Genomic DNA, 24,128 nt, shown 5'->3' with positions numbered 1-24,128 from the left:
TACAAAATCCGTAGGCCCGTGCAAGCAAAGCGCCGCCGGGCAATAGTCCTTCACTCTTTCACCAGTTTTTCCACTTTCCTGCGCCGCTTTCTGAATGAACTGGGGGTTTCACCGTACTGCTTACGGAACCAGGCGATCAGGTGCGAGGCATCCGCAAAACCGGTGGCCGTGGCGATGGCGTTAATGCTGTTGCTGGAGTCGGCCATCAGCTTGCGCGCCTGCTCAAGACGCATCCGCCGCCAGTACACCGCCGCCGAATGACCGGTACACTGGGTGAAGATCAGATTGAGCTGGCGGAAGGTCACTCCGGCAAACTCCGCCACCTCTGCCAGCGGTACCGGCGAATCGAGATGGTGCTTCATAAACTCAATCACCTTCGTGACCAGCGGGTTCTCGTAGACGTCAGGTTCACCGAGCGGCGTTTTGTGCTTCGCTTTCGGCGTGGACACCTCATCCACCAACAGATATTTCAGCACCTTTTGCGAGCGCACCAGTCCGCAGTGCTGGCGGATCAGATCCGCCGCCAGGTCAATCGCCGTGCCGCCCGGACAGGAGATAATCCCGCCGTCCTTAATGTAGGTTTTATCGATCACCGGAATGGCTTTCGGGAAGCGCAGCCGGAACTCATCCCGGGTGGTGAAGTGGATCGCGCAGTGGCGACCGTCCAGCAGCCCGGCGTTACCGGCGACAAAGGCCCCGCTGCAGAGAGTAATGATCGGAATATTGCGGGCGTGCAGATCCCGCAGGGCCTGCAGCAGCCATTCCGGCGACTGGCGGGTCTCCTCCAGCAGCCCGCCCGCCACCACGAAGTAATCCCACTCTTTTGAGAAATCGAGCTTTGCACTAGGCGACACCGGCAGGCCACAGCTGGCGGTAATCGGCTGGTCATTACAGGTCATCCACTCCCAGCGACAAAAGATCTGCCGACTGGAGAAGGACTCATCCGCCGCAAAGCGCAGGGACTCCACCAGCCCCGCCACCGAGGCCAGCGTAAAGTGTTTCATCAGCAGAAAGCCGATCGTCAGATCGGGCTTCGGCTCACTGTGGCTGTCAGGCACTTTGCTCATCAGGTTCCTGCAATCCCCCCAGCTTGCTCAGCAGACGCTTCAGGTCGGCGATATCCTGGGTATTCAGACCGGCGGTGATCATCTTTTCGGCCCTTTTGGCCTGCTCAATCATCTGTGCCAGCATCGCCTCGCCCTCTGCGGTCATGGAGACCAGCTTGCGGCGGCGGTTGGCGGGATCGGTCTGCACCTTCAGTAGCCCACTTTTGGTCATCCGATCGATCACATAGGTGCCGGTGGCTTTATCAAAGCCGGCACGGTTCCCCAGCGTTTGCTGGTCGCAGGTGGTTTCTTCCGCCAGCACTACCAGTATGGCGTACTGCACGGCAGATAACCCGGTATCGACGCACTGGCTCCAGCAGATAGTGGAGTGCTGCCCTGCGCGGCGCATCAGATGCATTAATGAACTATCGCCGTGCGGCCACAGGGGCGCGGCAAGGACTAAGTCGCGATTTTCTGCCATCGACTCTCTTGACTCCTGAAAACGACAAACATATAGTTCGAGCACAAACAGTTTGAGCTCGAACTATACCTAAAAGTATTGCTACAGAGAACTCGCATGAAGCTTGTTGTAGGCATGACTGGCGCTACAGGCGCTGCAATTGGCGTTCGTTTACTGGCCGCGCTGAAAGATCTGGACGTCGAAACGCATCTGATCATCTCCAAATGGGCGCGCGCCACCATTCAACTGGAAACGCCCTACAGTGTACAGGAGGTTGTCGCCCTCGCCTCGAAGACTTATAGCGAGCACGACCAGGCGGCCGCCATCTCCAGCGGCTCATTCCGCGTCGACGGCATGATCGTCGTGCCGTGCAGCATGAAGACCCTTGCCGCAATCCGCTGCGGCTACGGCGATGGCCTGATTGCCCGCGCCGCCGACGTGACCCTGAAAGAGCAGCGCAAGCTGGTGCTGGTGCCACGGGAATCGCCGCTCAACGCCATCCACTTGGAGAACATGCTCGCCCTGACCCGCGCCGGGGCGATGATCCTGCCGCCGATGCCTGCCTTCTATAACAACCCCACCAGCACGGACGACATCATCAACCACTTTGTATCGCGCATTCTTGATCAGTTTGGCCTGGATAACGCTTTAACGAAACGCTGGGGTGAACCTCACTCCGCTCCCACGGCTTAAGGAGAGCCTGATGAACTATTACGGTGATTTACGCAGTTATATCGATGCCCTCGACGCTATGGGCGACATCATGCACGTGACCCGCGAAGTGGACGGTGATTTTGAGCCAAGCGCCATTACCCGTCGCAGCTATGAGATCCAGTCCCCTGCCCCGCTGTTCCATAAGGTGGCTGGCGTGGCTCCCGGTTTCCGCCTGTTCGGTGCCCCGGCCAGCCTCTCCTCCCGCAAGGAGATACCCTATGCCCGCGTGGCGATGTCGCTCGGCCTGGCTCCAGAATCAACCGGGCCGCAGATCGTCGAAGCGCTGTCGGCGGCCCGCCATAAGCCCGGCATTCCCCCGGTACGGGTGGCCTCTGCGGACGCCCTGTGTCATCAGAATATCCTGCGTGGCGAGGCGGCCAGCCTCGATCGCTTCCCGCTCCCCTTTGCCCACGACAAGGACGGCGGTCGCTACGCCAACACCTGGGGCACGCTGATTGTTAAAACGCCGGACGGCAAATGGGTGAACTGGTCTATCGCCCGCGTAATGAAGGTTGACGGCAAGCGGATGGTGGGACTGATCGTCCCGAGCCAGCATATCGGCCAGATCTGGACCGAGTGGGTGAAGCTCGGCCAGCCGATGCCTTACGCGCTGGTGCAGGGCCCGGCTCCGGCGATCTCCTGCGTGTCCGGCATTCCGATCCCGGCCCACGCCGACGAGGCGGATTACATTGGCACCCTGGCGGGCGAGCCGGTGCCGGTGGTGAAAGCGGTCAGCATCGATCTGGACGTGCCAGCCACGGCAGAGATCGTGATTGAGGGTCATGTCTCCATCACCCGCGATTGCCAGGAAGGGCCCTACGGTGAGTATGGCGGCTATCTCGGCGAGGGCTCGTCTGCCCAACCAACCTTCCACGTCGAGACCATTACCCACCGGGACGATCCGATCTGGCCGATGTCGATCACCGGCCGCCCGACCGACGAGTCGCATACGCTCTGGGCGATGGGACTGGCCGCCGATGCCCTGACGTATCTGCGTGAAGCGGAACTGCCGATCGTCACGGCCTGGATCCCGGAAGATTCCACCGTCCACTGGCTGCTGGTGGTGGTGCCGCAGAACTGGCGCGAGCTGCTGCCGGGCGTCAGCAGCGAAGCTCTGGCGCAACACATCGGCGAGGTGCTGTTTAAGACCGACGCGATGGTATTTATTCCGAAGGTCTACGTGGTAGACGATGATTTTGATCCCACCAACCTGCGCGAAGTGGTGTGGGTGCTCTCAACCCGCGTACATCCGGTTGGCCGCCGCGTGGTGTTTAACGATCAGCGCGTGATCCGCCTGCCGCAGTGTTATGAAGAAGAAGAGTATGTGGCAGGTAAGGGGGCAAAAGTGGTGTTTGATACGCTGCAGTCCACCCGCCATCTGCATGCCTCGTTTGAGCAGGGGTATCCGGAAGAGGTACGCCAGCGCGTACTGGAGAACTGGCCGTCGGAGCTATAAGTCTCTTAAGCCTGTCTGTTTAAACAACTGACAGGCATATCCGGGTTTCCCATCGCCCACTTATACAGCGATGAAAAACGACAAGGTCAAAGCCATTGTCGCCTTCGAGCCTGGCAGCAGCGCTGTATTCCCGGAAATATCTTCAGTATGTTGCCAGTCGTACCTGCCTGTGGCGTTTATCTCAGTAATACCTGAATCAACTGAAAGAAGATATACACTGACCTGCTCCCCACAGATTGATGCAGATAAATGTTAGTAACGTCCGCTCTTGGCACATAGCGGACCTAAGAATCAAAATCATCGAATCCTAAGAAGGTCTGAATACCTTGTGGTGTAGCGTGGAGATAACATTTCACGCTTCATCTGCCACTGTTGCTGTACGCCCTGCCCGGCAAAATAGAGCGTGCCCTTTCCATCTTTCGCATTCAAATGATCCAGCACTTCCATCAACCTTTCACTTCCAGCGCGTGGGGCGTTCTCGTCAAACAAATTGAGCTGGGCAACGCCCTGACTGAAAAAATCCCCAAGCATGATGCCCGCTTTCTGATATCGGTGACCATCTTTCCAGATTTTGTCCAGGCACTTTACCGCAGCGTTGATGATGTCTCGGGAATCCTGAGTGGGGGTGAGAAGCTTCATGGACGCACTGTTACCGTAATATGGCTCGTTAAGCGCAAAGGGAGAGGTCTTAACGAATGCAGAGATAAAGCGGCAATACTGGTGCTCACCACGTAGCTTTTCAGCGCCACGGGCAGCATAGCTGCAAATGGCCTGCCGCATCTGCTCGTATTCGGTAATGCGTTCGCCGAATGAACGGCTGCATACAATTTCCTGCTTTGCTGGTGCGAACTCTTCCAGATCTAGGCATGGCTCGCCGCGCAACTCTCGGACCGTTCGCTCGAGTACTACGTTAAAGTGTTTACGGATAATCCACGTGCTTTGTTCAGAGAGGTCCAGAGCCGTTTTGATGCCCATGGCGTTCAGTTTCTTACTGATGCGTCTGCCGACGCCCCATACGTCCTCAACGGGTACCAGAACCAACAATCTGCGCTGACGGTCAATATTGGACAGGTCCACTAGCCCGCCCGTCTGGCGCTGCCATTTCTTGGCGGCGTGGTTTGCCAGCTTGGCGAGGGTTTTCGTCTGCGCGATGCCAACCCCGACAGTCAGGTGCGTACGCTTCAGAACTGTAGCGCGGATACCGTGTCATTACCAAAAATTGCATACCGCTCGCGCCCCAGATATTTCCCACCCTGAACTGAAGCACTGCCGTTCTGTATTTTTATTCCGAACATTCGATACACGTACATGCCATTTACTTCGTGAGCCATCAGCCCGAATCTGCCCAGCGGAACATAGCCGCTGCCGATGCTCACGGTATTTTTCGAAGGCGTCCAGAGTTGATTGAGGTAAACGAAAGGCCGCCTTGTCGTCGAAAACGTGCAAGCCCCGGCTGCATTGAAGATGTTTAGCCCGGTGCCCGGCTGCGGCGCCACACCACTGGCGAAGATGACAATATCTATCGTGCCGGTCGTCGGAGCGTCATCGTTGGTGGATGGAGGGCTGAAGAACCTGACCGTGTTGCCATCGAAATCGACGGTGTTACCGCTATTGCAGCGCCCAAAGACAATATATTTGGACTTGTCGTACCCCGCTATCGTGGGAACTGCCCAGCCGCCTGTGGGGACATTGACGGTCCCCTTCCAGATACACTGCCCTGAATGCGTGGCATTGGTTATTGAGGTGAAGTCAGTGCTGTTGCTGATTAGCAGCCCCACCCCACTACGCTGGCCTGACGGAAATATCTGCCAGAGACTTCCGGGGAACGTGTACGTACTTTCACGCTCACTGATGCTTACATCCTTCATCGTTGAGTTCTGCGTCACGCGTCCACCGGATACTGGTGACCGAAGCCCCAGCAGTAACGACACGCGCCACGACGATACTGAGAGAGTTGGTTAGCATCGAAGGTGGCAAGCTGCCACATCTGCGCGAGGACTTCATCGGCACTGCCAAGCGTGCGCGCAATGGAGGCTTTTTGTTGCTGCGCAATAGCCTGCGCAACGTTAGGATTCGCTATAAGCTGACGACCGTAGTTTGGGTCACTATAACCAGCACGTGCAGCGGCGGCTGTGGCGTTATTGTCCTTCAGATATTCAGCAATGAAGCGCTTTACCTTCGAACTGAGCTTTATATCCACCAGCTCATCTGCGCTTTTATCTTTCTGCGCAGTGCGCGCTATCTTTTGCGCGTAAATTTTTGTATTTTGCGCAGTAGCTTTCTTGATATAGCGGCGAGCAGTTACATAATTAAGGTTATGTGCCTCGCACCATTCCTTAGGGGATATGCCAGTAGCAGCGTGATCAGACAGGAACCGCTTCTGCAGCTCGCCCCAGTCCGGCTTAGCCATTGTCACCTCTAAATTGAATGAATTTTAAACGTCACTCATAGCTTCATTATTTGAAGCAATGAAGTATTTTTCTCAAAAAAATCTTGAAATGAGGATTTAAGCTCATGACATATGTATAGCTACGATGACGTAGAGAGAATCAAAACCAATCTCGAATGGATTGTACATCAATCATCTGCTGCTACTCAGTTGCCAAACAGGCACGACCAAAAAGCCATATACAAAATTCTTGAACTCATCCAAACCTACGAATTACTTCTTGATTTAATAAAGGATTTTGGCGTATCAGTAATAGATGCCGAACTCGCAGAAGGCCTCTCCATTACAGAGACATTCATAGCCAAAGTGAAACGGAGTGATAGTGCGATGTGAGAGCGTTTTTCAGCAAGCTCATTGTCAAGAGCTAAGTGTTTGTTAGCTTCAAACTGCTAACATGCAGTTTGAAGCTAGAGAGTATCAATTACCGTAAAGGCGATTGAAAAGCGCATTTTTCAAAGCACCAGAGTCAATCGGATCCAGGTTTAGCCAGGTCAATGTCTCACGATTTTTTTCTGCATTAAAATCAGAAAAAACGCCATGGATTTCACGATTATCAGGTGAGTAAAGAACAGCGATATTTTGTTCAGGACAGCTATGAGGTTTACATCCAGACAGAGCAATATACTTTTTCCCTGCAACTGTAACTTCGGTTGATGGTGTGCTCGTGCCGCCACTCTTTACCCATGCGGGTAGCTTGTTTTTGCTGATTAGCTCGGAGTAGCTCTTAGAGGTGCTTTTTGCACTAGCGAAGTCAGAAAGATACTGCCCCTCGTCGGCAAGAGCACCGAAAGAAACAAAAGCCATAACAGCGATAATCATTTTACCTTTCATGTTAATCCTCATTCCATAAAGACATCTCAACTCTATACTTTAGCAGCTACTATGCCAGCCCTATAGTTAGCCAGACTATTCGAAATTACTTCCTATCCCAAATTTATCCTAATCTTTACCGCTTGTGCTTGTTGAATACTGACTGTTTGCCAGGCTATTAAGGACTCTGATGCGGAGAATGCCAACTCCGGAGAACATCAATAAAAAGAGCAACGAAACTGAGACTCCTGTAGCCCTCCCTGAGAGGGCTTTTTTTTGAAAAAAAAGCCAGCTCGGACAGAACTGGCTGGGTCTAGCAGTAATAAAATAGCACTTCACACTCAGCTCGACGTTTAATCTATTCCTTTAGTTCTGCATTCAGATGCCGGGTGCCTCCCGGTGAATTTGCCACAGTCTACAAATCCGCAAACGTTACGTGCAACAGCGACTGCTTGCCCCGCCGCAGAGGGGGATTCAGCCAAATAGCAAAAGTATCGATTCACCTGTGTAATACGAATCTAGTACAAAATTTTAGTTTTATGCAATCTATGACTGAATTATCAAAATCGCGACAAAAAACTATCACGCAAGTTATTAATCCCCCATTAAAAATCACGCACTAAAACATTTCTTCTTATGCCCGATACTTATCTGACGCTTTGCTTTAAAGTCCAAGCTCCTTGTAATGATGGCCATTTGGTCTACCTTCCGAATTGCAGGATTTCATTTCGGAAGGAACTTTTTTTCCTTTCCCGCCTTGATAAATACTCATTGTTTTCTAGACACTTACACAGACTTTGCTATGTCAGATAAAGTCGTCGTTCAGGACTACCCGTGTGCTCAAGGATGAGCCACCCTGATTTGTTCAAGCTTTTCCCTGCCATTTAATTATCTCCCCCCTAAGAATTGTCCATTCGTATTATGGAGTCCTCAATATTTGCTACGGTTAAAGTCCAGAGGAGAGACGGTGTCCGAACCTCAGGGATGAGGCTCAATTTCTCCCGCAATTTGCTTTCCATGCTTTGTTATGCGCCAGGATGTCTTTCTTCGTCTGGCGGTCCAGAACGTCGATGTCTTGATCCGTCAGGAAGATTGGCTTCACCCAATCACAACCGGTATCAACCACCACCGGGACGCTTCCATTCGTTACGCAGCTCGCGATCAACATCGTCGCCAGGCATATGATTAACAGTCTGATGTACATTGCTGGCCTCTTTCGTTGTTTCTACCCTGCGTTCGGCTGCTGCGACCATTGCCGCTGCGTTATCTTCGGTTCGCTGCTGGTCGGCTTTAGCTTCTGCTTTGCTGGTGCCGCGAATATGGCCCAGACCAAAAGCGCCGGCGATAGCGGAAATGACCAGTGCGGCCAGCCCGATTATTGTCTCGATACCCACACTCACCTCATACCAGAACTGATTTCGCCAGGTTAAACAATGCACGGCGTTTTTCCAGCCCGTTGCGGCCGCCATTGATTAACAGTGTCACGCGCTCAACGTCGCCGGAATGAAGAAGGCAACCGCGGGAGGCATAGAACCATGCGGCTGAGCGCGCGGCGTATTCATCCTCTTCAAGCAGTTCCGGGTGGGTTACAAGGTCCAGTTTCAACGCCTGGCCACAACTGCGATAGTTACTCAGACCAGTAACCTGTTTCAGCCCGCGACCGCGATATTTCCATCCATCACCGTCAACCTGATTGCCCAGGTGTTCTTTTCCCCACTCACCACCGTATACCAGATTAGCGATCGCTTTCTGGTTTGCCGGTTGCGTTGTCGTTCTGCCAAGTGCAGCGGCTTGCTGAGATGTGATGCGGTGGCTGCCGAACGTCGGCACCAGGTTTTCAACCGCGTAATTCAGGCTCTCCACCAGCCGGGTAAATCTTGTGCTTTCGTGCCCCATCTGGGCAATAAACATCGCCTGATCATGCGGTGTGGTTATGCCGTACTACTTCATAGCGGCGTCGATATGCGGAAACCAGCGCGCAGCTAACCCGGCGCTGATACCAGCCGCCTTCTGAAATTGTGTTTGATTCATTAGTGCCTCAGATGATCAACCAGACGTGCAACGTTGCCTTTGACGGCCACCAGCACGGAAAGGAATATGATGTTTGCCGCAATGGTGGCCCATGATAAATGCGGGTAAATCCCACACAGGTACGCCAGCGGTACAGCGCTGTATGTGACGGTAATCAGCCAGGCTAAACGCGAAATCCATGGCCGATGCCGCGAATCGCCACGGCGATAAAACATCAGAGTAATCACAACACCGGCGCAGAGCAGCGCGTTGATAGTTGCTGTTGGGTCATTTAGTACCACCCGAACCTCCCCGGCGCGTTATCAGCGCCACCAGCGAGCCGATGTCCTGCTTGTTCAGGAACGTAAGGATTTGAACGGCTAACGCAGAAGCTACTACGGCACCGATAGCATCCAGAGGCTTCTCGGTGTACCCCGTCCAGGATGTGAGTTTTGAACCCAATAGCCCCGAACAAAGAATGCCGACGATATACGACACGAAGAAGTATGCCAGGCGACGTAACACACTCAGGTCAGCCGCTGTCGCTATGTAAAATACGGCGCCCGCAAATGCACCAAAAACAACACCGTAGTCAGTTCCGGTCAATAGACCGTAGACACTGGCTCCAGTCAAAGTTAAACCGGCCAGCCCCGTGCCGGAAAATGGATCGGACATCGCCCCCCCTCATATTGCTGTGAATCCTCTCAGTAAATTTGAAGGGAAATAAAAAAGGCCACCCTGAGGCAGCCTGTGTTCTTCAAATTATGTTCATAAAGGTGGGGATATGGGGCCTTCCAGAACGACCGCTTCACCGTTATGGCAAAGATCGTAGCCACGAGTTAGATGCCAGACGCCTCTGATTATTTTTCCTGTAACCATATCTTCAGTTTTACCGTGCGAAAAGTAGGCGATCTGGACACAGTCATTGTGTCTAATCCAATAATATCCCTCTTTCATAATTCACCTCTTAAATTGTTTCATTTAGAAGTGTATATGACGATTCAGAACCTGGTGGTCGACAAAACGTTTTTTTGAGGATGTGGCGCCGGGTGCCTCCCGGTGACTTATCTCTGGTCGTCAAAGTCGCGTGCATACCTGCACATAGCAGTTAACCAGACGCCCCATCGCTTAGATGGGATTCACCACATTCAAAACTAAAACAAGAAACATTCATCTGGTCAATGGATGATTAATAAATGAAAAAAAAGCCTGCTCGGAAAAGCAGGCATAAATAGCTAAGTTGGCAATAACTGAGGGAGTGGTGCCGGGTGCCTCCCGGTGGAAATGATCACAGCATTCATTTCCGCGCGCTGGTTGGACACTCCGGAGAAATGTCCTGCTGAATCGCCCCTCCGCTTAGGGGGATCCACCACAAAAATGCTTTCAGAAACATCCATTACTCAGGATGCTTAAAAAGCATATGTGCAGTATGAAGAATCTGCCACGTAATCAGATGAATATATTCATTTAAATGGTACAGGCAGAAGGCCTTCAATCACCTCTGCCTCTCCGTTGTGGCAAATGTCCTCTCTCTGCGTCAGATGCCAGACACCAGTTATCAACTGGCCCGTTTCAAGGTCATCGGTTACACCATCGGTGTAGTAGGTTACCTGAATTTTGCCGTTGTGCTGTAGCCAGTAGCAACCCTCTTCCATTTTCCCACCAGCATGGCTGGGAAATTAGAAGTTACTACGGGGTTGTATGGTTTTAGTAATTCTTAAATTGCTATAAAGCAAAAAGCCCTACGGGGTTAACCGCAGGGCTTTAAACGAAGGCAATAACCCATCGTTAGAGCAAAATTACCACAGATTCGGGAAAAGTAAATAGCTCACGATAAAATAACGCCCTATTTTGTTATCTGCTTCAATTGCGCATCGGCCCATGCTTCTTCGATGTCAAATTTGGTGATTAGCTGATCGTAAAAGGGCTTAACAGACTTCTTCCAGGTATCCAGGCTGATTGTATCCGTTATCTGACACACCGCAGCGTAAGCCTCAGTTGAGGGGATACGTTCATATCCACGTCCGCCGCAGCGCTTGCAATCAGCTAAAATCGGAACGCCCCGCTGTTCAGTAAGAACCTGATTAATGGCTTTTCCGCGACCATGGCAATCTCTACAGGCACAACTTACTACCTTCTTGCCCTTACACTGAGGGCACAGAACGCGCGCTATCTCCCTGACCTGTCTGCGAATCTCGAACTCAGAAGGTCGAACATCATCGACGCCCATGAGCAAGGACATCTTCACGAACTTCTTCTCTTTTGCCGGAGTGTGAGACTTCGTGCTGAAAACCTCAGCGTCAACAAACCCTTCCCCATTGCAGACATCGCACTGCTTCACGCTGGCGGCGCTGCGGGAATAATCCTCGAACGCGATGGTGGCCAGTTGGTGCATCACCATTGGTTTAATCTCTGCATCAAGCTTCCGTAATGCCGCAACCCGATCGCACTTAGTCAGCGCGTACTGAGCCAACAGCTCAATCGCCCTCTTCCGGTCAGTATTGCTGATCCCCATCTTCCCGAGAAAAGCGCTATAACCCATGGCGGCCCGTTCCTGCGTCATGCCCATAGCGGCCATAATATCTGTTCCGGTTAATGAGTCTGACGCAGTAGCACGCGGAGAGTCGCTAATCATTGTCGATTTGGCGAAGTGATATTTGAGGGTATTTTCAAGATTCATGCGGTCTCCAGCTCGGTAATGGTGAGTTCTAATTTCCCGCCCTTAACGACAGGCATCTTCACAACGCGATAGTCGACTACCTGGCAATCATCCAGCCATAATCCCGCCTTAGTTAAAGCGTCGAATGCAGCTTTTTGGAGGTTATCCAGATCGCGGCGCCGGCGGTCGGGCATGTGACATTCAATTCGGATTTTGAGTGGTGCGGCCGTCCGGATATTAAGCCGGGCGCTTCGAATGACACTTGCGACCGCATAGCGGTAAGCGACGCCATCAGCACTAATATGCGTACGCCCGCGGTTGTGCCGGTAATATCGGTTATTGCTCGGCGGCCAAGGTAAAGTGATTTGGTATGTCTTCACGTTCACCCCCACATCCGGTTTCGCCAGCGGCTATCCGGGCGCGCTGGTGTATGTGAGGTCGGAAGTAATGCACTGACAGTCCAGGTCACGTAATCCTGGTTAAGGCTGCGCTCCACTCTCACACCGCGCGCTCTGTAACGCTTAACCAGTTCGTCGGCCTGTTCGGTGCTGCATTCGGTATGATGGAACCATGAATGTTGCATGCCCATCACCCCGCAAAGCCAAGCAGCTGCGCGGCGACATTTTCGGCCTCATCGCGACTGCGGAATGAACGAGACAGGACCCAGCGCCAAAGAACATCGAGCGCAGCTTTATAAAGTTGCTGGAACTCGAGTTCGTCCATGTTGGCGAATGAGATGCTACGTGGATGCTTTTTGAGTGTGCCGTCAGGTAGCTGAATAGCATCAAAGTGCCCTGCCTCGACGATTACCCATGAGCGGTAAGCATCGAAGGACTTGCACAGGCTAATTCCATTCGTGACCCGGCGGTATGCGACTTGCTCCAGATACTGCTCAGCAGCATCGATCAGCGCGTTCTCATTCCCGCCATAAGAAGCCAGGAACTTTGCGTAGCCGGTGATTAGCTTCCGCTCGTTACTCGAGATAGCCCCGCCGATTGGTTCCCAGTATTCAAAACCGAGATTGAGAAGCGCGAAAAATCGCCGGTGGAATGCCGGGTTTCGTAGTCGCCTGAACTCGGCAACAAGAACATCGCCGAGCCGGGTTTTGGATTGCAGGATATCACTGGTCTCGGGTGTGGCCGGGATCAGTATTCCTGAATGGTGTTTGATAAGTTGAAATTCCAGCGCCATGGTTCTCTCCGTGGCGCATCAGGTATAGGGTGTTCAGGCCTATGAAAGAATGATATCAGACGGTGGTGTAATTCGGTACCCAAGCCGTTTTGCAAATTGCATAAACCCGTTAAGAGTGAAGATTTCTTCCTCTTCGAGTAAGGGTCGTAATGAAACTATTCCATTTACTCGATAAACCAGATATCTCCCTTCCGCCGGGAAGCTATAGATAACTGCTTTATCGGCTCTTCTGACCACGTCGTACCATTGATCATCTGCATTAAAGGCATCTGCACTACACACTATTTCCCCCAGAGCGACTTATTGACGCGGCAAACAGTAATCGGGAACAGCCAGGGGAACGCAAACAGCGATACTCTTTGAAACTGCTCCAGTCAAATTCACGCGATTAATAAAACCACTCGTCCGCGCTTTTCCAGTTCTTCTGCACGTTGTGTTCGACCTCTTTCTTGTCGCCACCGAAAACAGCCAACCCATCATTGCCGGCACGCTTAATCGTAAGCTGGTAATCATCGAACTGCTTACTGAGTCTTTCGAGCAGTTTTGACTCAAGTGCAGGTATAGCCCTATCAGGAAGTTTCTTCATGCGATCAATGGATAACTCGATTTTCATTTTTCCATCCGCAATGAACAACTGTATGCATATACAGTGCATTTATAAACGTATCTCACGGATTTTGCAACGATTAATGAGTGTTAGGACGACGGAGCGCTTGCAGGCTTGTAGGTATCTGTTTTATGGACGATATGGGAGGAATCTCGGATTTGGTCGTCAAAAATCAATAGTTATGTTGAATAGCTTTAAGTGGAGTTTTGTGCAGTTTCGCTACAAGAATTTGGTTTTGAGGTGAAATTAATAAAATGAAAATTCGGAAAGGCTATTATGGAGCTTGCTGTTATTGAGAAAAAATTAGTCAGCAAGCTCTGAAACGACATGAAGCATTACCAAAGCGTAATGTGATCCAACCGATTATCGAAATTCACTGAGATGCAGGCACTCTATCATCCTGACGTAAAGCCTCGATCCCGACTTTCTGACCATAAGAAAGTTCAAGTGTATTGCCATCAGGATCAGCGAAGAAGACATAATAACCTACCGGTTCGCCTGCCTGAGCCGGTTCTTTTCGCAAGATGCCTTCCATTCTAGCCATCGCTACCTTATTGTCGATTTCTTCAATGCTTGAACAAGCTACTCCCAAGTGACCAAAATTACCTAAAGGGGTGTCAGTCACAGCATCAACCTGGACAAGGACAAGCGCAAAAGGGCGAGTTAGGTCACTTAACCACGCGACTTTACGTGCCTCCGGAAGATCAGGCTCTCGCCTATGTACGACTTCCATACCAGCATAACGGCTGTAGAAATCAATACTTTTTTCCAAATCTCTAACAACAAACGCAACGTGCGTAAAACCGACATCAATCTCTTTCATTAGGCTAACCCTTGGACTATATCGAAAATCGCCATCTTAAAAGCTCAAGCTAACTTGAGGTCAAGGGCCTTTTCAATCAATGCTATTGCTGGATTTCTTGCACGTATCGTTCAATGTCGTTCAGGGTTGCAGCCTATGCTAACTAACTCCAGCAAAATGAAGATAAGGCCCGCTACGCAAAGAAGAAGAGATAAAGTTAAAGCCACAATGAAAACCATTAGAACCTCCATGTGATAATTTTTACTACCACAATCTTAGAATCAATTTTTACTTTGTCACGTGTGCATACCAAGCGAATTTACGTTGTAGAATCGTGCATTTCTCGTAGGATTAAACCACGTTAATTTAGTGGTTTTTTTTGTGGAGCATTTTACTCTTCATGGACAATTTTAACGTTACCGTACTCGTTTTTGTAAATTTTTCAGTTAACTAGCCCTAACTGACCTTTCGTATGCTACTTTAGAAGGAAATCCTTTAAAGTGTGCAACTATGCTTACCACTCTCATCTACCGAAGCCACCTGCGAGCTGATACACCAATTCAATCCATTATTGACATGGTCAGTGAAGCAAATTCCCGAAATGAATGTGCGGGGGTAACTGGTGTTTTACTTTTCAATGGGATTCATTTCCTACAGCTTCTGGAAGGTGATGAAGCAGCTGTAATGCAAATCTATGAAAAGATTTGCCTAGATACACTTCACTTTAACATTGTAGAACTCTTATCCGATTATGCCCCCTATCGACGATTTGGCCGCTCAGGCATGGAATTGATTGATATAAGACTATTCAGTAAAGAAGAGTGTCTGGACAGGGTTCTTCAACGTGGAACAACCCAACATAAAATGCTTTACAACGACAGAGCTTTAAGGTTTTTCCGTACATTTATAGATTCTGCTGAGACAGATAGCTATTATGAACTTCCTGATAGGTTCAGTTGGTTTTTTTCATCCGATCAAATAGATGTATCATCGGTTGATCCCGCTATTATCGAAGACATGTATGCAGTTATAGACCCTCTCGCTGCCCAGATTCATTCTTTTGTCTTGAATGCTAAATCAGATAAAGACGTTATAAAAGCCAATAATTTATTTTTTGATTTGGAATCGAAGAAAGATTTGTTAAAAATTGCAGGGAGTTTCATTACCTCTTCACAACGAGTATCAATAACACTCCTGCCTTTAACCTTACTTAGGGTGCCGAATGCGATTGAGATTTTGCTCAATTACATCAGAGAAAGTAACTTACACCCAGAACAAGTTATAGTTGAGTTTTCTGAGAGCGAAATAATCCCTGAAATTGATGAGTTCGCGCATTCCGTGCAGATTCTCAAAAGCTGCGGTTTAAGCGTTGCTATTAATGACTTTGGTGTGGGAAATGCAGGTTTATTGTTTCGTTCGAAATTTCAGCCTGAGAAGCTCAAAATACACCCTCAACTAATCCATAATATACATAAGGACGGTTCTAAGCAGGCGATACTGCAAAGTTTAATACGTTGCGGCGAACTTTTAGAGATAAGGATTTGTGCTACAGGTGTCGAACAACCAGAAGAATGGATGTGGCTTGAATCCGCTGGGATATTTTGCTTCCAGGGCAATCTTTTTTCAAAATATGATAAAAATGGATATTTGAAGATCTTCTGGCCAGAATCTAATGAATTCATAGAATGTTAAAAAGAACTTGTAGACTTATTACTTTTTCATAGGCTTAACGCAGTCATAATCGATAGGTGTCAAGCTGGAAGCGGATAAACTAATATATAGTGAAAAGTCAGCGGGCCCGGCGGGTGCAAAGGCAATGCTTCAGTACTCAGCTAAAATGCGGTAAACCGAGCAGGCTTAGATATTAGGCCTCAATTTCGCTTACGAAGAAACAGTTAATTCCTATACCCTCCTACCAGTTTTAATCCAGTCATATTTGGCTTTTATAGCTCAGCTGGTACCGACCGGTAAGCTATACTTGGGCAGCAAACGCTGCCGCGCCTATACAGTATTGGCTTACCTTTTATCAGAAGTGCTCACGCTTTCATTCTCTTTCCCCTTGCGATGTTAATTATCTCAACGCATTCCCTTAATGCTTTGACTCGCTCCGAAGAGAGCTCAGATTCATCAATTGTGGCCACAAGTGCGTTGAGGGAGCGCTCAGTATCGTTTTTAGTCAATCGTAAACAGATAACCTTAACCCAACGTGGCGAGAACTTGCTGAGGCCGATTGCTCTTGTGATGCGCAGTTTCATGAGATGCCTCTTTACCGCCAGTGGTGGCGATTTGTAACTCGGTTATAACACACGTGAACAAGACTTATGTAACTATTTCGCCTTAGAAATTTCTAAGGGTCGTTTAGCCAGGGTAACCGGGCTTTCAGGGAACATCTAAGTTGGTTTTCCAGCATGTCACAAAAGCGCCTCGTCATTACCCGAAGCGGCTTATCACGTGAAGGTAGTTTCTACGGACATTCACAGGCTGGAATGTCGGCTTTGTGCCATAGGCGGACGTCCGGCAATTTCGTTGTCCAACTACCGCTACTCCTGATACTCAGCAACGGCGTGAGAAATATTAAATCTCACTGCTTGACGGTGACAGGCATTCACATAACTGTTAGTCAGCCTGGGGCAATACAGATGACCTAATCAATTATCTGCGCCAGAGGCTCAATCGACTGCATTTACTGGCATAACCGGGTTTTGTGAATCGCAAACCTGCAAAATTTGCTCCCTCATCCATACATGCCTTGGCGAGTTACCGAGTGCCGGGCTGTAATAGGCTTTCAGAATGTACTGTGGGGTCGGGAACGGGGGAGCAAACACCACCAGATTTTTCATATCAAAAACCGATGAGATACCCCGCCTGGGAAGCGTGATAACCAGATCGGTATTTGAAACAATGATCGGGGCAATCATCAGGCTTGGCAGTTCAACAACGATCCGGCGACGGACCTGCTGGCTTTCCAGATAACGGTCGATAACCCCCCGGGATTCCAGCCATGGTCGCACCACCACGTGGCCGGCACTCAGATAACGCTCATGGGTAAGGGCATCATGGATATCAGGATGGCCGCGTCGCACTGCAACCACGTAATCATCAGTAAAGCAGGTAATGGAATCAATACCGCGCCGTGGGGCTTTCTGCTCTTCTTCATAGCCAAGCGCAAAATCAACTTTTCCGGAAAGCAAATCTTCGTCGGCGTTAAAATCGCGTGAGTAGATAAGCTTAATGCTAATGCCCGGCGCAAGGCTGTTAACCCTCGCGATCAAGCCTGGCAGGATCACCGCGGCAGTGTAGTCTGTGGCGGCAAAGGTATAACTCTCCCGACTTTTTTCTGGCTCAAAGTGTTCTGGCTCATGCAGGCAGGACGAGAGACCACCCAGCGCAGCAGAAATACTGGCAGCAATGCTTTCAGCTTTTGACGTAGGCACCATGCTTCCACCGGTGCGCACGAATAAGGGATCGTCCAGTGATGTACGTAAGCGATTGAGCGCATGACTCAGTGCGGAGGGGCTTAGTGCCAGTTCGTTGGCAGCCTCCGTCACGCTTCCATGCCGATAAAGAGAATCGAATATAAGCAATAAATTCAGATCGATCTTGCGTAACGTTGACATCATGATTCTTCTTTTCCGGGTAATATTTAAAACAGCAAAAATGAACATTGTACATTTAAGCATTGCATAAAATGCAGCGAAATCAGGATAAAAAAAAGCTAGTATATTTCCAACAAAATAAATCTGAAGAGGCAAAACTATGTCTACCCCTGTATTCCGTCAGGCCACTGCTGCCGATGTTGTTCGTTGCTATGATATTGAAATTACATCTTACGAAGGGGATGAAGCCGCAACGCGCGAGAAAATTGCCACCCGCATTAAACGCTACCCGGAAGGTTTCCTCTGCATGGAGCTAAACGGTGATGTTATTGGTTTCATTAATGCGGGTTGTGCGTGGGAAGTCGTGATGTCCGACGAAGAGTTCAAAGAACTGGTAGGTCACGATCCGGATGCGCCCAATGCCGTGATTATGTCTGTCGTTCTGCATCCGGACTATCAGGGCAAAGGATATTCGTCATTACTGATGCGTGAATTTGTGGGACGCATGAAAGCAATGAACAAAAAAACTATTCACCTAATGTGCAAAGATCGCCACGTCGATCTGTACGCCCATTTTGGTTACCAGTACATCAAACCGTCAGAATCAGACCACGGTGGAATGGCCTGGCATGAAATGATGATGACGCTCTGATTTAGCGATTCAGACACGACTTTTTTCTGCCCATCTCCGGTTTGCGCTGACAGCCCGTTTTGTTTGCCAGCGCCCCACCATCAGACGTTTTTCTATGCAAAATACTCAAACTGCTCCGCAGGCGCTTAAGCGTACCCTGCGTACACGCCATCTTTCGATGATCGCTATCGGTGGCTCTATTGGTACTGGCCTGTTTCTGGCTTCCGGCGCGGCCATCGCTCAGGCGGGTCCCGCTGGTGCTCTGCTGTCGTATATCGTCATCGGTCTTATGGTCTATTTCATCATGACCGGCCTCGGAGAGCTTGCTGCATTCATGCCGGTTTCCGGTGCGTTTGCCGTCTATGGCGCACGCTTTGTTGATGAAGGCTTTGGCTTCGCTCTGGGATGGAATTACTGGTTCAGTTGGGCCGTCGCTACAGCGGTGGATCTCGTCGCCGCGCAACTGGTAATGGGGTATTGGTTTCCGGAGATTTCAGGCTGGATCTGGAGCGCAGGCTTTCTGATGCTGATATTCCTGCTGAATGCGCTGTCGGTCAGAGGATTTGGCGAGGCGGAATACTGGTTCTCTCTCATTAAGGTCGCCACGGTGGTGATCTTCATCACGCTGGGATTACTGATGATTACCGGCATTCTGCGCGGTGCGCCTGACGCCGGGCTGCATAACTGGCAAACGGCTGCCGGGCCATTTGCTGGCAATATATTTAGTATGATTGGCGTGGCAATGATTGTTGGTGTTTCTTTCCAGGGGACAGAATTAATAGGTATTGCTGCAGGTGAGGCGCATGAGCCGGAGAAAGCTATTCCGCGAGCCATGCGTAAGGTTTTCTGGCGAATTTTGCTGTTCTACGTTTTTGCAATTCTGGTGATCAGCCTGATTGTGCCTTATACCGATCCGCACCTGCTGCAATCGGATGTGGATAACGTCAGCATGAGCCCGTTTACACTGGTATTCCGAAATGCTGGGTTATTATCCGCCGCGGCGATCATGAATGCGGTGATCCTAACCTCCGTGGTCTCAGCAGGTAACTCCGGGCTGTATGCTTCAACCCGCATGCTCTTTCACCTCGCGCGTGAGGGAAAAGCACCAGCGTTCTTTTCCCGCCTGACGCGCAATGGTGTGCCGCTGTTTGCCTTGCTGGCAACAGTCATGGTATCGGCGTTGTGCTTTTTATCGTCAATGTTCGATAACGCATCTGTCTATATGTGGTTGCTGAACATGACGGGAATGACTGGCTTTATTGCCTGGCTAGGGATTGCGGTCAGCCACTACCGTTTTCGACGTGGGTATGTACAGCAGGGCCATGATATTAACGAACTGCCTTATCGTTCAGCGTTTTTCCCGGCGGGGACTATCTTTGCCTTCTTACTTTGCCTGGCAGTCACACTTGGTCAGAATTACAAGGCGTTTCTTCAGGATAACATCGACTGGTACGGTGTTGCCTCCACCTATATTGGTATTCCGATATTTCTGGTGTTATGGACGGGCTATAAAATGACCACCCGTAGTAGCTGGATAAGATATGACGAGATGCGTTTTGATAAGCAGGAGTAACGATTATATCTACTGTAATCAATGTTGAACACTATTTGAGGCAGGCTCAGGACAGCCCGACAACAGCAGTGTCAACTTAATAGCGCTCATCGTTAGCTCCCCTGGCCATTCTCTCTGGTCAGGTAGCTTTCCTGTGATTTAATCAATGTCCGCTCCTCGCTCAAAGCGGACTATTTAATCCCTACGCCCTCCCATCGGCTTTCATCCGCTCATACTTCGCTTTGAGCAGTTCCGCAGGCGTTGGGCCCTTCGGATCCACTGGAGCTGCCAACGCACGACGAACCGGCGGGATCGGCTTACCGGCCAGCACCCGCCTTTCCCACATATCAAGAATGTCGCTGGCTTCGCGCTCTAGTTCTTTGTGGCTCAGCTGGCCATCAGTTCCGCGGCGCCGCAGCTCTAGACAGATGTGATAATAAACCGGCTTCGGCCATGGGTACTGCTCGCTGCTCGGGTAACGAAACACCAGCTTGCGCCACTTCCAGTATTCAGCCATCACGTCAGCAGTGGTGATCCCCAGCACGCTGCGCCCTTCCCTGCACCACTTGATGAACTGGCCTGGCGAAGGCAGGAATGGACGATCCTGGCGCCGCACCATGCGCATGCCGGCTTCAACCTGCTCCAGAGTGGTGATCCCGTTTTCTTTGAAGGCCAGCACCCATTGCCGGCGAATCTCGTTCACGTCTTCCTGGCTGCGATTAACCAGGCTTGCCGGAAACGCGGCCGCCAGCTGTACGAACAGCCCGTTGATAATCTGCGCCACTTGCTGCATTTGTTCGCGTTCGGTGTACTGCTCAGGCATGTTGTGTGCCACACGGCGTGCCTGTTCCCGGTCAAAATCGCAAATGCTCTCGGCAAGGTTTTTCATTCCAGCACCCCGTCAATCCAGTCGGTGTTATGCAGGTCGATGCTGCCCCGGGAAGGTTTTGCCGTTCCGGTTGCACGCAGCCGCTTGGTAGTGAGCTGATCCCACTGTTTGCGCAGACTCGAAGGGCTCAGGATGTTGTCTTTCCAGAACTCGTCCCGGTTGGCCCACTGGAACAGGTCACAAATTTCGTAGTGCGTGCGCTTGTCCTGGACACGCATCAGCCTGATGGTATTTGCCCATTCAGCCCAGTTGGGTTCGGAAAGCGATGCGTTGACGGTGAGAAGCCTGTCGTAAATCCAGCGAGCGGCCTTGCGGTCATCAGCGGATCCCCATGATTTACCTGCCGGGGTGTATATCCCGTCGGCAGCTTCTGGACGGCGTGAGAGAAACTTTCAAGTTTTCTGGTTTCGGGATTCGTCAGAATTCCGAGACGAGGATATTTTATTATTGTTCTTGTTATAGTCTTGGGTGTCTACCGTTTCCGGGAAGGTTTTTCCCGTTTTCGGTAACACTTTTCCCGATTTCGGGAAGACTTTTCCCGTTTTCGGTTTGTCTAAAATCCAAGCAGAAAGGTCAGTATTTATACCGACCGTTTTCATCACGCCCTGCTTCTGACTAAAGATAATTTTGCGTTCAGCGAGCGATTTGAGCGCATCAGAAACATGCGAATCACTCAGCCCTGTAAGCTCGGCGATCACCGTGTTCGTAACGCGGTCCTGCTTCTTGTTCCAGCCGTAGGTAAGCCATATCACCGCCTCAAAACACTGCCATTCCTGGCCTGACATTCTCAGACGAGGCTTAAGCTGTTGGATCTCGTTAGCGACCTTGGTATACCCGTTCGACAGGTCGGCCATACGACCTCCCGGTTGTTCGGTTCTGTGGGGGAAATTGATAATTTCAGCTGTGTTTGACATACTTAGCTCCGCAATTACACTCCGTTTTTGCACCTGAAAGCCGTTGGTGTTCGAGCACCGCGGCTTTCGCCTTTTCTGAAGTCTTCATATCGCCCCCAACATGGTTGTAACCATCGCCAGCAGCGGCGCTGTAAGATCCGGATCGACTCTGAACATTTCGAAAATCCCCTCGCCTAACTCCTTAAGCTTTTCCTTCTTCGGTGCATCGAGCATCAGAGCTTGCTTCGCCTCACTCACTTCCTTTTCCAACCTGGCCATCCGGTAGGCAAACGAGTCGTTCTTTACGACACGGTCGCGGTATCGAAGCGGTAATACGGACATGATCGCTGGCACCAGCTGTTCGACGTTTTTTCGGTACGATGCGGAGTCTTCTTTGTTGTCGAGCCAGCGGAACAGCTTCACGTTCCAGACATCGGCCTGGCCTGAGAAGTCCACGCCATTAAGCTGAAGTTCTTCTGCCGCCTCTTGGATCTGAAGAGCGACAGCTATGCGCCCTTCTGCCGCAGCCCAGGCGCGAACAGCTGAGCATACATTGCGATGTTCTACATCCTGCGCTGCCGGCTCGCTTTGATGACACGGGAATATCAGTCGATTAGAGGAAGCTCTGCTACTCTGTTGAAATGAAACAGTTTGCATTGTTAAGGCTCCTGTTTAGGTAAACCATCAGTTGGGTTCGGGTAGAGATCTGGGCGCAGTTCGTGGGGAGTAACACCCGTAGCGTAATAAATGGAAAGCACACGATTTTGTGGAACTCGCCCTTTGTTCCGGTTTCGCCAATGGCTCACATTCATATTGCTAGTTGATAGAAGCGCGGCTAGTTTTGCTGCGCTACCTGAGGTGAACAATGTCGCAGGTAATTTACGATTCAGAATGGGGCGTTGCTTCAAAACTAAAAGAGAAGACAGGCCTTACAGATCGTCAGATTAAAAGCTATCGCCAAACCTCCTGGGTAGAAGGTGTTCATTTTAAGAGAATCCCATTGGATGGAAGCTGCCCCGAAGAGCGAGGACTTGTCTGGTACAACATCCCAAACATTAACAGGTTTGTGAAGGAGGCATAATGGCTGCAATGCCAACGGGTGTTGAGATCCACAACAATAAGATACGAATAAGTTTCAACTTTCAGGGCGTTAGATGCCGAGAAACATTGAAAGGATGGATAGTAAATGCTTCGAATCTCAAAAAAGCCGGGAATCTAAGGGCCAAAATTGTAAGCGAGATTCAGTTGGGCACTTTTGACTACCGGGGCGTGTTTCCGGAGTCAAAGGTAGCAGCAAAGTTTTATGCATCTAAAAATATTACGACGTTCGCAGAACTTGCATCAACCTGGCACGAAAACCATAAAATCGATCTCTCCCCCAATGCCACAAGAAGCTATGGGATAGCTGTAAGAACGTTAACAAAACTAATTGGCCCAGAAACGCTGGTTGCATCTATCACCAGCAGCGACATTCTGGGCTGGAGAAAGGAATTACTGACTGGCGAGACTAACTATGCTCCCGAAAAGAGGAGAAATAAAACTGGCCGCGCCGTTAGAACGGTAGATTATTATCTGGCCATCCTGCGACAAATCCTCGACTATGCTGTTAAAAATAAAATCATTTCATATCAACCATATGTCGGGATAAAAAGGCTTCGCAAAGGTCAAACAAAACCAGCCCCGCTTCTGAGGCATGAGTTTGAGCAGTTGAAAGAGACTGCTCCGGCTCAGCAAAAAAACATGTGGCAATTTTTTGCTTACACCGGCGTTCGGCCCGGTGAGCTTTGCGCTCTTGCCTGGGATGATATCGATCTTAACTCCGGCGAAGCTAACATTGCGCGCAATCTTACTCAGGAAGGATTGTTTGGACCACCTAAAACCGAAGCAGGATACCGGACGATAAAGTTACTGGAGCCGGCACTGGAGGCTTTGCGAGCTCAAAAGGAACTTACCGGGAGTGCCCCTAAGGTACCAATCACTTTTCATCACCGGGAGTTCGGTAAAACGGAAACGCAGAAACTGCACTTTGTGTTTATGCCTCGACCTCAGAAAGGCAAGCAGGCAGCCTACTATTCAGTTAGTTCTATTGTGTCACTATGGGATATTACGGTAAGACGATCGGGCATTCGCCGCAGACGCCCCTATCAGTTGCGTCATACATACGCGTGCTGGATGTTGTCGGCAGGTGCTAATCCTGCTTTTATAGCGAATCAGATGGGTCATGAGAATGCAGAGATGGTCTTCCATGTATACTCTGCGTGGATAAATGCTCTCGATAGCGATCAGGTATCATTTTTGAATCAGCGCTTTGGCGGATATGCTAATGCCCCCATAGTGCCCCTGAAGCTAAAAACAAAATAGTT

At 50.2% G+C, this 24,128-nt stretch carries 26 protein-coding genes and 4 pseudogenes; 7 read left to right on the top strand and 23 right to left on the bottom strand.

The window, feature by feature from the left end:
• Positions 1 to 50: 50 nt before the first annotated feature.
• Positions 51 to 1,067, bottom strand: coding sequence for a GlxA family transcriptional regulator (locus ACQG1Y_RS10570; RefSeq protein WP_063138408.1), 1,017 nt, complete (start codon positions 1,065 to 1,067; stop codon positions 51 to 53).
• Positions 1,051 to 1,527, bottom strand: coding sequence for a MarR family winged helix-turn-helix transcriptional regulator (locus tag ACQG1Y_RS10565; RefSeq protein ID WP_063135102.1), 477 nt, complete (start codon positions 1,525 to 1,527; stop codon positions 1,051 to 1,053). The genes ACQG1Y_RS10570 and ACQG1Y_RS10565 overlap by 17 nt, the downstream gene beginning before the upstream one ends.
• 96 nt (positions 1,528 to 1,623) lie before the next feature.
• On the opposite strand from ACQG1Y_RS10565, the gene ACQG1Y_RS10560 reads away from it, so the two are divergent.
• Together ACQG1Y_RS10560 and ACQG1Y_RS10555 are read left to right on the top strand one after the other, a co-directional pair.
• Positions 1,624 to 2,199: a UbiX family flavin prenyltransferase gene (locus ACQG1Y_RS10560; protein WP_047637532.1), complete on the top strand. Its 576-nt coding sequence runs from the start codon at positions 1,624 to 1,626 to the stop codon at positions 2,197 to 2,199.
• A gap of 10 nt (positions 2,200 to 2,209) precedes the next feature.
• Positions 2,210 to 3,676, top strand: coding sequence for a UbiD family decarboxylase (locus tag ACQG1Y_RS10555; protein ID WP_063135101.1), 1,467 nt, complete (start codon positions 2,210 to 2,212; stop codon positions 3,674 to 3,676).
• A gap of 297 nt (positions 3,677 to 3,973) precedes the next feature.
• On the opposite strand, the pseudogene umuC reads toward ACQG1Y_RS10555, so the two are convergent.
• The 15 genes and pseudogenes from umuC to ACQG1Y_RS10480 all read right to left on the bottom strand — a co-directional run.
• Positions 3,974 to 4,876, bottom strand: a pseudogene (umuC, locus tag ACQG1Y_RS10550) (translesion error-prone DNA polymerase V subunit UmuC); the annotation flags it as partial.
• Positions 4,858 to 5,544, bottom strand: coding sequence for a DUF6453 family protein (locus ACQG1Y_RS10545; RefSeq protein ID WP_237767003.1), 687 nt, complete (start codon positions 5,542 to 5,544; stop codon positions 4,858 to 4,860). The gene ACQG1Y_RS10545 and the pseudogene umuC, both read right to left, overlap by 19 nt.
• A gap of 29 nt (positions 5,545 to 5,573) precedes the next feature.
• Positions 5,574 to 6,086: pseudogene (locus ACQG1Y_RS10540) on the bottom strand (terminase small subunit); the annotation flags it as partial.
• Positions 6,087 to 6,542: 456 nt separating this feature from the next.
• Positions 6,543 to 6,956 carry an Ivy family c-type lysozyme inhibitor gene (locus tag ACQG1Y_RS10535; protein WP_058689336.1) on the bottom strand — a complete coding sequence of 138 codons (414 nt, stop codon included), beginning with the start codon at positions 6,954 to 6,956 and terminating at the stop codon, positions 6,543 to 6,545.
• Between the two features lie 1,097 nt (positions 6,957 to 8,053).
• The gene (locus ACQG1Y_RS10530) at positions 8,054 to 8,329 is read right to left on the bottom strand and encodes a hypothetical protein (protein ID WP_058689407.1); all 276 of its coding nucleotides are present in this window, start codon (positions 8,327 to 8,329) and stop codon (positions 8,054 to 8,056) included.
• 7 nt (positions 8,330 to 8,336) lie between these two features.
• A pseudogene (locus tag ACQG1Y_RS10525) lies at positions 8,337 to 8,966 on the bottom strand (glycoside hydrolase family 19 protein).
• On the bottom strand, positions 8,966 to 9,247 hold the full coding sequence (locus ACQG1Y_RS10520; RefSeq protein ID WP_368740534.1) for a phage holin family protein: 282 nt from the start codon (positions 9,245 to 9,247) through the stop codon (positions 8,966 to 8,968). The pseudogene ACQG1Y_RS10525 and the gene ACQG1Y_RS10520 overlap by 1 nt, the downstream one beginning before the upstream one ends.
• On the bottom strand, positions 9,234 to 9,620 hold the full coding sequence (locus ACQG1Y_RS10515; RefSeq protein WP_063659889.1) for a phage holin family protein: 387 nt from the start codon (positions 9,618 to 9,620) through the stop codon (positions 9,234 to 9,236). The genes ACQG1Y_RS10520 and ACQG1Y_RS10515 overlap by 14 nt, the downstream gene beginning before the upstream one ends.
• Before the next feature lie 788 nt (positions 9,621 to 10,408).
• On the bottom strand, positions 10,409 to 10,600 hold the full coding sequence (locus tag ACQG1Y_RS10510) for a hypothetical protein (protein WP_328734716.1): 192 nt from the start codon (positions 10,598 to 10,600) through the stop codon (positions 10,409 to 10,411).
• Between the two features lie 191 nt (positions 10,601 to 10,791).
• Positions 10,792 to 11,625 carry an antitermination protein gene (locus tag ACQG1Y_RS10505; protein WP_368740533.1) on the bottom strand — a complete coding sequence of 278 codons (834 nt, stop codon included), beginning with the start codon at positions 11,623 to 11,625 and terminating at the stop codon, positions 10,792 to 10,794.
• A complete protein-coding gene (gene rusA / locus ACQG1Y_RS10500) occupies positions 11,622 to 11,984 on the bottom strand; it encodes a crossover junction endodeoxyribonuclease RusA (RefSeq protein WP_209783227.1) in 363 nt (120 codons plus the stop codon). The genes ACQG1Y_RS10505 and rusA overlap by 4 nt, the downstream gene beginning before the upstream one ends.
• 2 nt (positions 11,985 to 11,986) lie before the next feature.
• A complete protein-coding gene (locus ACQG1Y_RS10495; protein WP_071591740.1) occupies positions 11,987 to 12,193 on the bottom strand; it encodes a hypothetical protein in 207 nt (68 codons plus the stop codon).
• Complete coding sequence (locus ACQG1Y_RS10490; protein ID WP_063413506.1) at positions 12,193 to 12,795, bottom strand: DUF1367 family protein; 603 nt, start codon at positions 12,793 to 12,795, stop codon at positions 12,193 to 12,195. Before ACQG1Y_RS10490 ends, ACQG1Y_RS10495 begins: the two co-directional genes overlap by 1 nt.
• A 388-nt stretch (positions 12,796 to 13,183) precedes the next feature.
• Positions 13,184 to 13,408 (bottom strand): DinI-like family protein, encoded by a 225-nt coding sequence (locus ACQG1Y_RS10485; protein ID WP_063413507.1) that lies wholly within the window; start codon positions 13,406 to 13,408, stop codon positions 13,184 to 13,186.
• Between the two features lie 367 nt (positions 13,409 to 13,775).
• A complete protein-coding gene (locus tag ACQG1Y_RS10480) occupies positions 13,776 to 14,225 on the bottom strand; it encodes a VOC family protein (protein ID WP_023296480.1) in 450 nt (149 codons plus the stop codon).
• A 489-nt stretch (positions 14,226 to 14,714) separates the two neighbouring features.
• Between ACQG1Y_RS10480 and ACQG1Y_RS10475 the strand changes: the two genes are divergently transcribed.
• Entirely contained in the window at positions 14,715 to 15,896 is a 1,182-nt protein-coding gene (locus ACQG1Y_RS10475; protein WP_368740532.1) for a diguanylate phosphodiesterase, read from the top strand.
• Between the two features lie 344 nt (positions 15,897 to 16,240).
• Here the strand turns inward: ACQG1Y_RS10475 and ACQG1Y_RS10470 are convergent, their stop codons facing one another.
• On the bottom strand, positions 16,241 to 16,459 hold the full coding sequence (locus tag ACQG1Y_RS10470; RefSeq protein ID WP_426736763.1) for a hypothetical protein: 219 nt from the start codon (positions 16,457 to 16,459) through the stop codon (positions 16,241 to 16,243).
• A 414-nt stretch (positions 16,460 to 16,873) separates the two neighbouring features.
• Positions 16,874 to 17,956, bottom strand: coding sequence for a LysR family transcriptional regulator (locus ACQG1Y_RS10465; protein ID WP_368740531.1), 1,083 nt, complete (start codon positions 17,954 to 17,956; stop codon positions 16,874 to 16,876).
• A 4-nt stretch (positions 17,957 to 17,960) separates the two neighbouring features.
• Here ACQG1Y_RS10465 and ACQG1Y_RS10460 point away from each other — a divergent pair, with 4 nt between their 5' ends.
• Together ACQG1Y_RS10460 and ACQG1Y_RS10455 are read left to right on the top strand one after the other, a co-directional pair.
• On the top strand, positions 17,961 to 18,452 hold the full coding sequence (locus ACQG1Y_RS10460; protein ID WP_058689340.1) for a GNAT family N-acetyltransferase: 492 nt from the start codon (positions 17,961 to 17,963) through the stop codon (positions 18,450 to 18,452).
• Between the two features lie 94 nt (positions 18,453 to 18,546).
• Positions 18,547 to 20,004, top strand: a complete 1,458-nt coding sequence (locus ACQG1Y_RS10455; RefSeq protein ID WP_368740530.1) for an amino acid permease — start codon at positions 18,547 to 18,549, stop codon at positions 20,002 to 20,004.
• Between the two features lie 181 nt (positions 20,005 to 20,185).
• Here the strand turns inward: ACQG1Y_RS10455 and ACQG1Y_RS10450 are convergent, their stop codons facing one another.
• From ACQG1Y_RS10450 to ACQG1Y_RS10435, 4 genes and pseudogenes are all read right to left on the bottom strand, one after another.
• Positions 20,186 to 20,872 (bottom strand): replication protein P, encoded by a 687-nt coding sequence (locus ACQG1Y_RS10450; RefSeq protein ID WP_368740529.1) that lies wholly within the window; start codon positions 20,870 to 20,872, stop codon positions 20,186 to 20,188.
• Positions 20,869 to 21,786, bottom strand: a pseudogene (locus tag ACQG1Y_RS10445) (replication protein). Before ACQG1Y_RS10445 ends, ACQG1Y_RS10450 begins: the two are co-directional and overlap by 4 nt.
• An 84-nt stretch (positions 21,787 to 21,870) precedes the next feature.
• The gene (locus ACQG1Y_RS10440; protein ID WP_252064884.1) at positions 21,871 to 22,422 is read right to left on the bottom strand and encodes a toxin YdaT family protein; all 552 of its coding nucleotides are present in this window, start codon (positions 22,420 to 22,422) and stop codon (positions 21,871 to 21,873) included.
• A gap of 2 nt (positions 22,423 to 22,424) precedes the next feature.
• Positions 22,425 to 22,655 carry a transcriptional regulator gene (locus ACQG1Y_RS10435; protein ID WP_407080888.1) on the bottom strand — a complete coding sequence of 77 codons (231 nt, stop codon included), beginning with the start codon at positions 22,653 to 22,655 and terminating at the stop codon, positions 22,425 to 22,427.
• Between ACQG1Y_RS10435 and xisR the strand changes: the two genes are divergently transcribed.
• Together xisR and ACQG1Y_RS10425 are read left to right on the top strand one after the other, a co-directional pair.
• Positions 22,631 to 22,846 carry an excisionase family protein gene (xisR, locus tag ACQG1Y_RS10430; protein WP_063659898.1) on the top strand — a complete coding sequence of 72 codons (216 nt, stop codon included), beginning with the start codon at positions 22,631 to 22,633 and terminating at the stop codon, positions 22,844 to 22,846. The two genes, ACQG1Y_RS10435 and xisR, sit on opposite strands and share 25 nt — an antisense overlap.
• On the top strand, positions 22,846 to 24,126 hold the full coding sequence (locus ACQG1Y_RS10425; RefSeq protein WP_368740528.1) for an Arm DNA-binding domain-containing protein: 1,281 nt from the start codon (positions 22,846 to 22,848) through the stop codon (positions 24,124 to 24,126). The genes xisR and ACQG1Y_RS10425 overlap by 1 nt, the downstream gene beginning before the upstream one ends.
• Positions 24,127 to 24,128: the final 2 nt, after the last annotated feature.

The organism is Enterobacter cloacae complex sp. 397G4, from assembly GCF_050031515.1.
Lineage (GTDB): Bacteria > Pseudomonadota > Gammaproteobacteria > Enterobacterales > Enterobacteriaceae > Enterobacter > Enterobacter hormaechei_C.
The sequence above is the reverse complement of the archived record's forward strand: the minus strand, read 5'-3'. Positions and strand labels throughout refer to the sequence as shown.

What these genes read in the sequence shown, in the direction of transcription:
- ACQG1Y_RS10535 (WP_058689336.1), bottom strand. Translation starts at nt 6,956, where the DNA reads ATGAAAGGTAAAATGATTATCGCTGTTATGGCTTTTGTTTCTTTCGGT.
- ACQG1Y_RS10455 (WP_368740530.1), top strand. Translation starts at nt 18,547, where the DNA reads ATGCAAAATACTCAAACTGCTCCGCAGGCGCTTAAGCGTACCCTGCGT.
- ACQG1Y_RS10555 (WP_063135101.1), top strand. Translation starts at nt 2,210, where the DNA reads ATGAACTATTACGGTGATTTACGCAGTTATATCGATGCCCTCGACGCT.
- ACQG1Y_RS10490 (WP_063413506.1), bottom strand. Translation starts at nt 12,795, where the DNA reads ATGGCGCTGGAATTTCAACTTATCAAACACCATTCAGGAATACTGATC.
- ACQG1Y_RS10470 (WP_426736763.1), bottom strand. Translation starts at nt 16,459, where the DNA reads ATGAAACTGCGCATCACAAGAGCAATCGGCCTCAGCAAGTTCTCGCCA.
- ACQG1Y_RS10560 (WP_047637532.1), top strand. Translation starts at nt 1,624, where the DNA reads ATGAAGCTTGTTGTAGGCATGACTGGCGCTACAGGCGCTGCAATTGGC.
- ACQG1Y_RS10475 (WP_368740532.1), top strand. Translation starts at nt 14,715, where the DNA reads ATGCTTACCACTCTCATCTACCGAAGCCACCTGCGAGCTGATACACCA.
- ACQG1Y_RS10460 (WP_058689340.1), top strand. Translation starts at nt 17,961, where the DNA reads ATGTCTACCCCTGTATTCCGTCAGGCCACTGCTGCCGATGTTGTTCGT.
- ACQG1Y_RS10450 (WP_368740529.1), bottom strand. Translation starts at nt 20,872, where the DNA reads ATGAAAAACCTTGCCGAGAGCATTTGCGATTTTGACCGGGAACAGGCA.
- ACQG1Y_RS10425 (WP_368740528.1), top strand. Translation starts at nt 22,846, where the DNA reads ATGGCTGCAATGCCAACGGGTGTTGAGATCCACAACAATAAGATACGA.
- ACQG1Y_RS10570 (WP_063138408.1), bottom strand. Translation starts at nt 1,067, where the DNA reads ATGAGCAAAGTGCCTGACAGCCACAGTGAGCCGAAGCCCGATCTGACG.
- ACQG1Y_RS10440 (WP_252064884.1), bottom strand. Translation starts at nt 22,422, where the DNA reads ATGCAAACTGTTTCATTTCAACAGAGTAGCAGAGCTTCCTCTAATCGA.
- ACQG1Y_RS10515 (WP_063659889.1), bottom strand. Translation starts at nt 9,620, where the DNA reads ATGTCCGATCCATTTTCCGGCACGGGGCTGGCCGGTTTAACTTTGACT.
- ACQG1Y_RS10480 (WP_023296480.1), bottom strand. Translation starts at nt 14,225, where the DNA reads ATGAAAGAGATTGATGTCGGTTTTACGCACGTTGCGTTTGTTGTTAGA.
- ACQG1Y_RS10545 (WP_237767003.1), bottom strand. Translation starts at nt 5,544, where the DNA reads ATGAAGGATGTAAGCATCAGTGAGCGTGAAAGTACGTACACGTTCCCC.
- ACQG1Y_RS10505 (WP_368740533.1), bottom strand. Translation starts at nt 11,625, where the DNA reads ATGAATCTTGAAAATACCCTCAAATATCACTTCGCCAAATCGACAATG.
- ACQG1Y_RS10510 (WP_328734716.1), bottom strand. Translation starts at nt 10,600, where the DNA reads ATGGAAGAGGGTTGCTACTGGCTACAGCACAACGGCAAAATTCAGGTA.
- ACQG1Y_RS10485 (WP_063413507.1), bottom strand. Translation starts at nt 13,408, where the DNA reads ATGAAAATCGAGTTATCCATTGATCGCATGAAGAAACTTCCTGATAGG.
- ACQG1Y_RS10495 (WP_071591740.1), bottom strand. Translation starts at nt 12,193, where the DNA reads ATGGGCATGCAACATTCATGGTTCCATCATACCGAATGCAGCACCGAA.
- ACQG1Y_RS10565 (WP_063135102.1), bottom strand. Translation starts at nt 1,527, where the DNA reads ATGGCAGAAAATCGCGACTTAGTCCTTGCCGCGCCCCTGTGGCCGCAC.
- xisR (WP_063659898.1), top strand. Translation starts at nt 22,631, where the DNA reads ATGTCGCAGGTAATTTACGATTCAGAATGGGGCGTTGCTTCAAAACTA.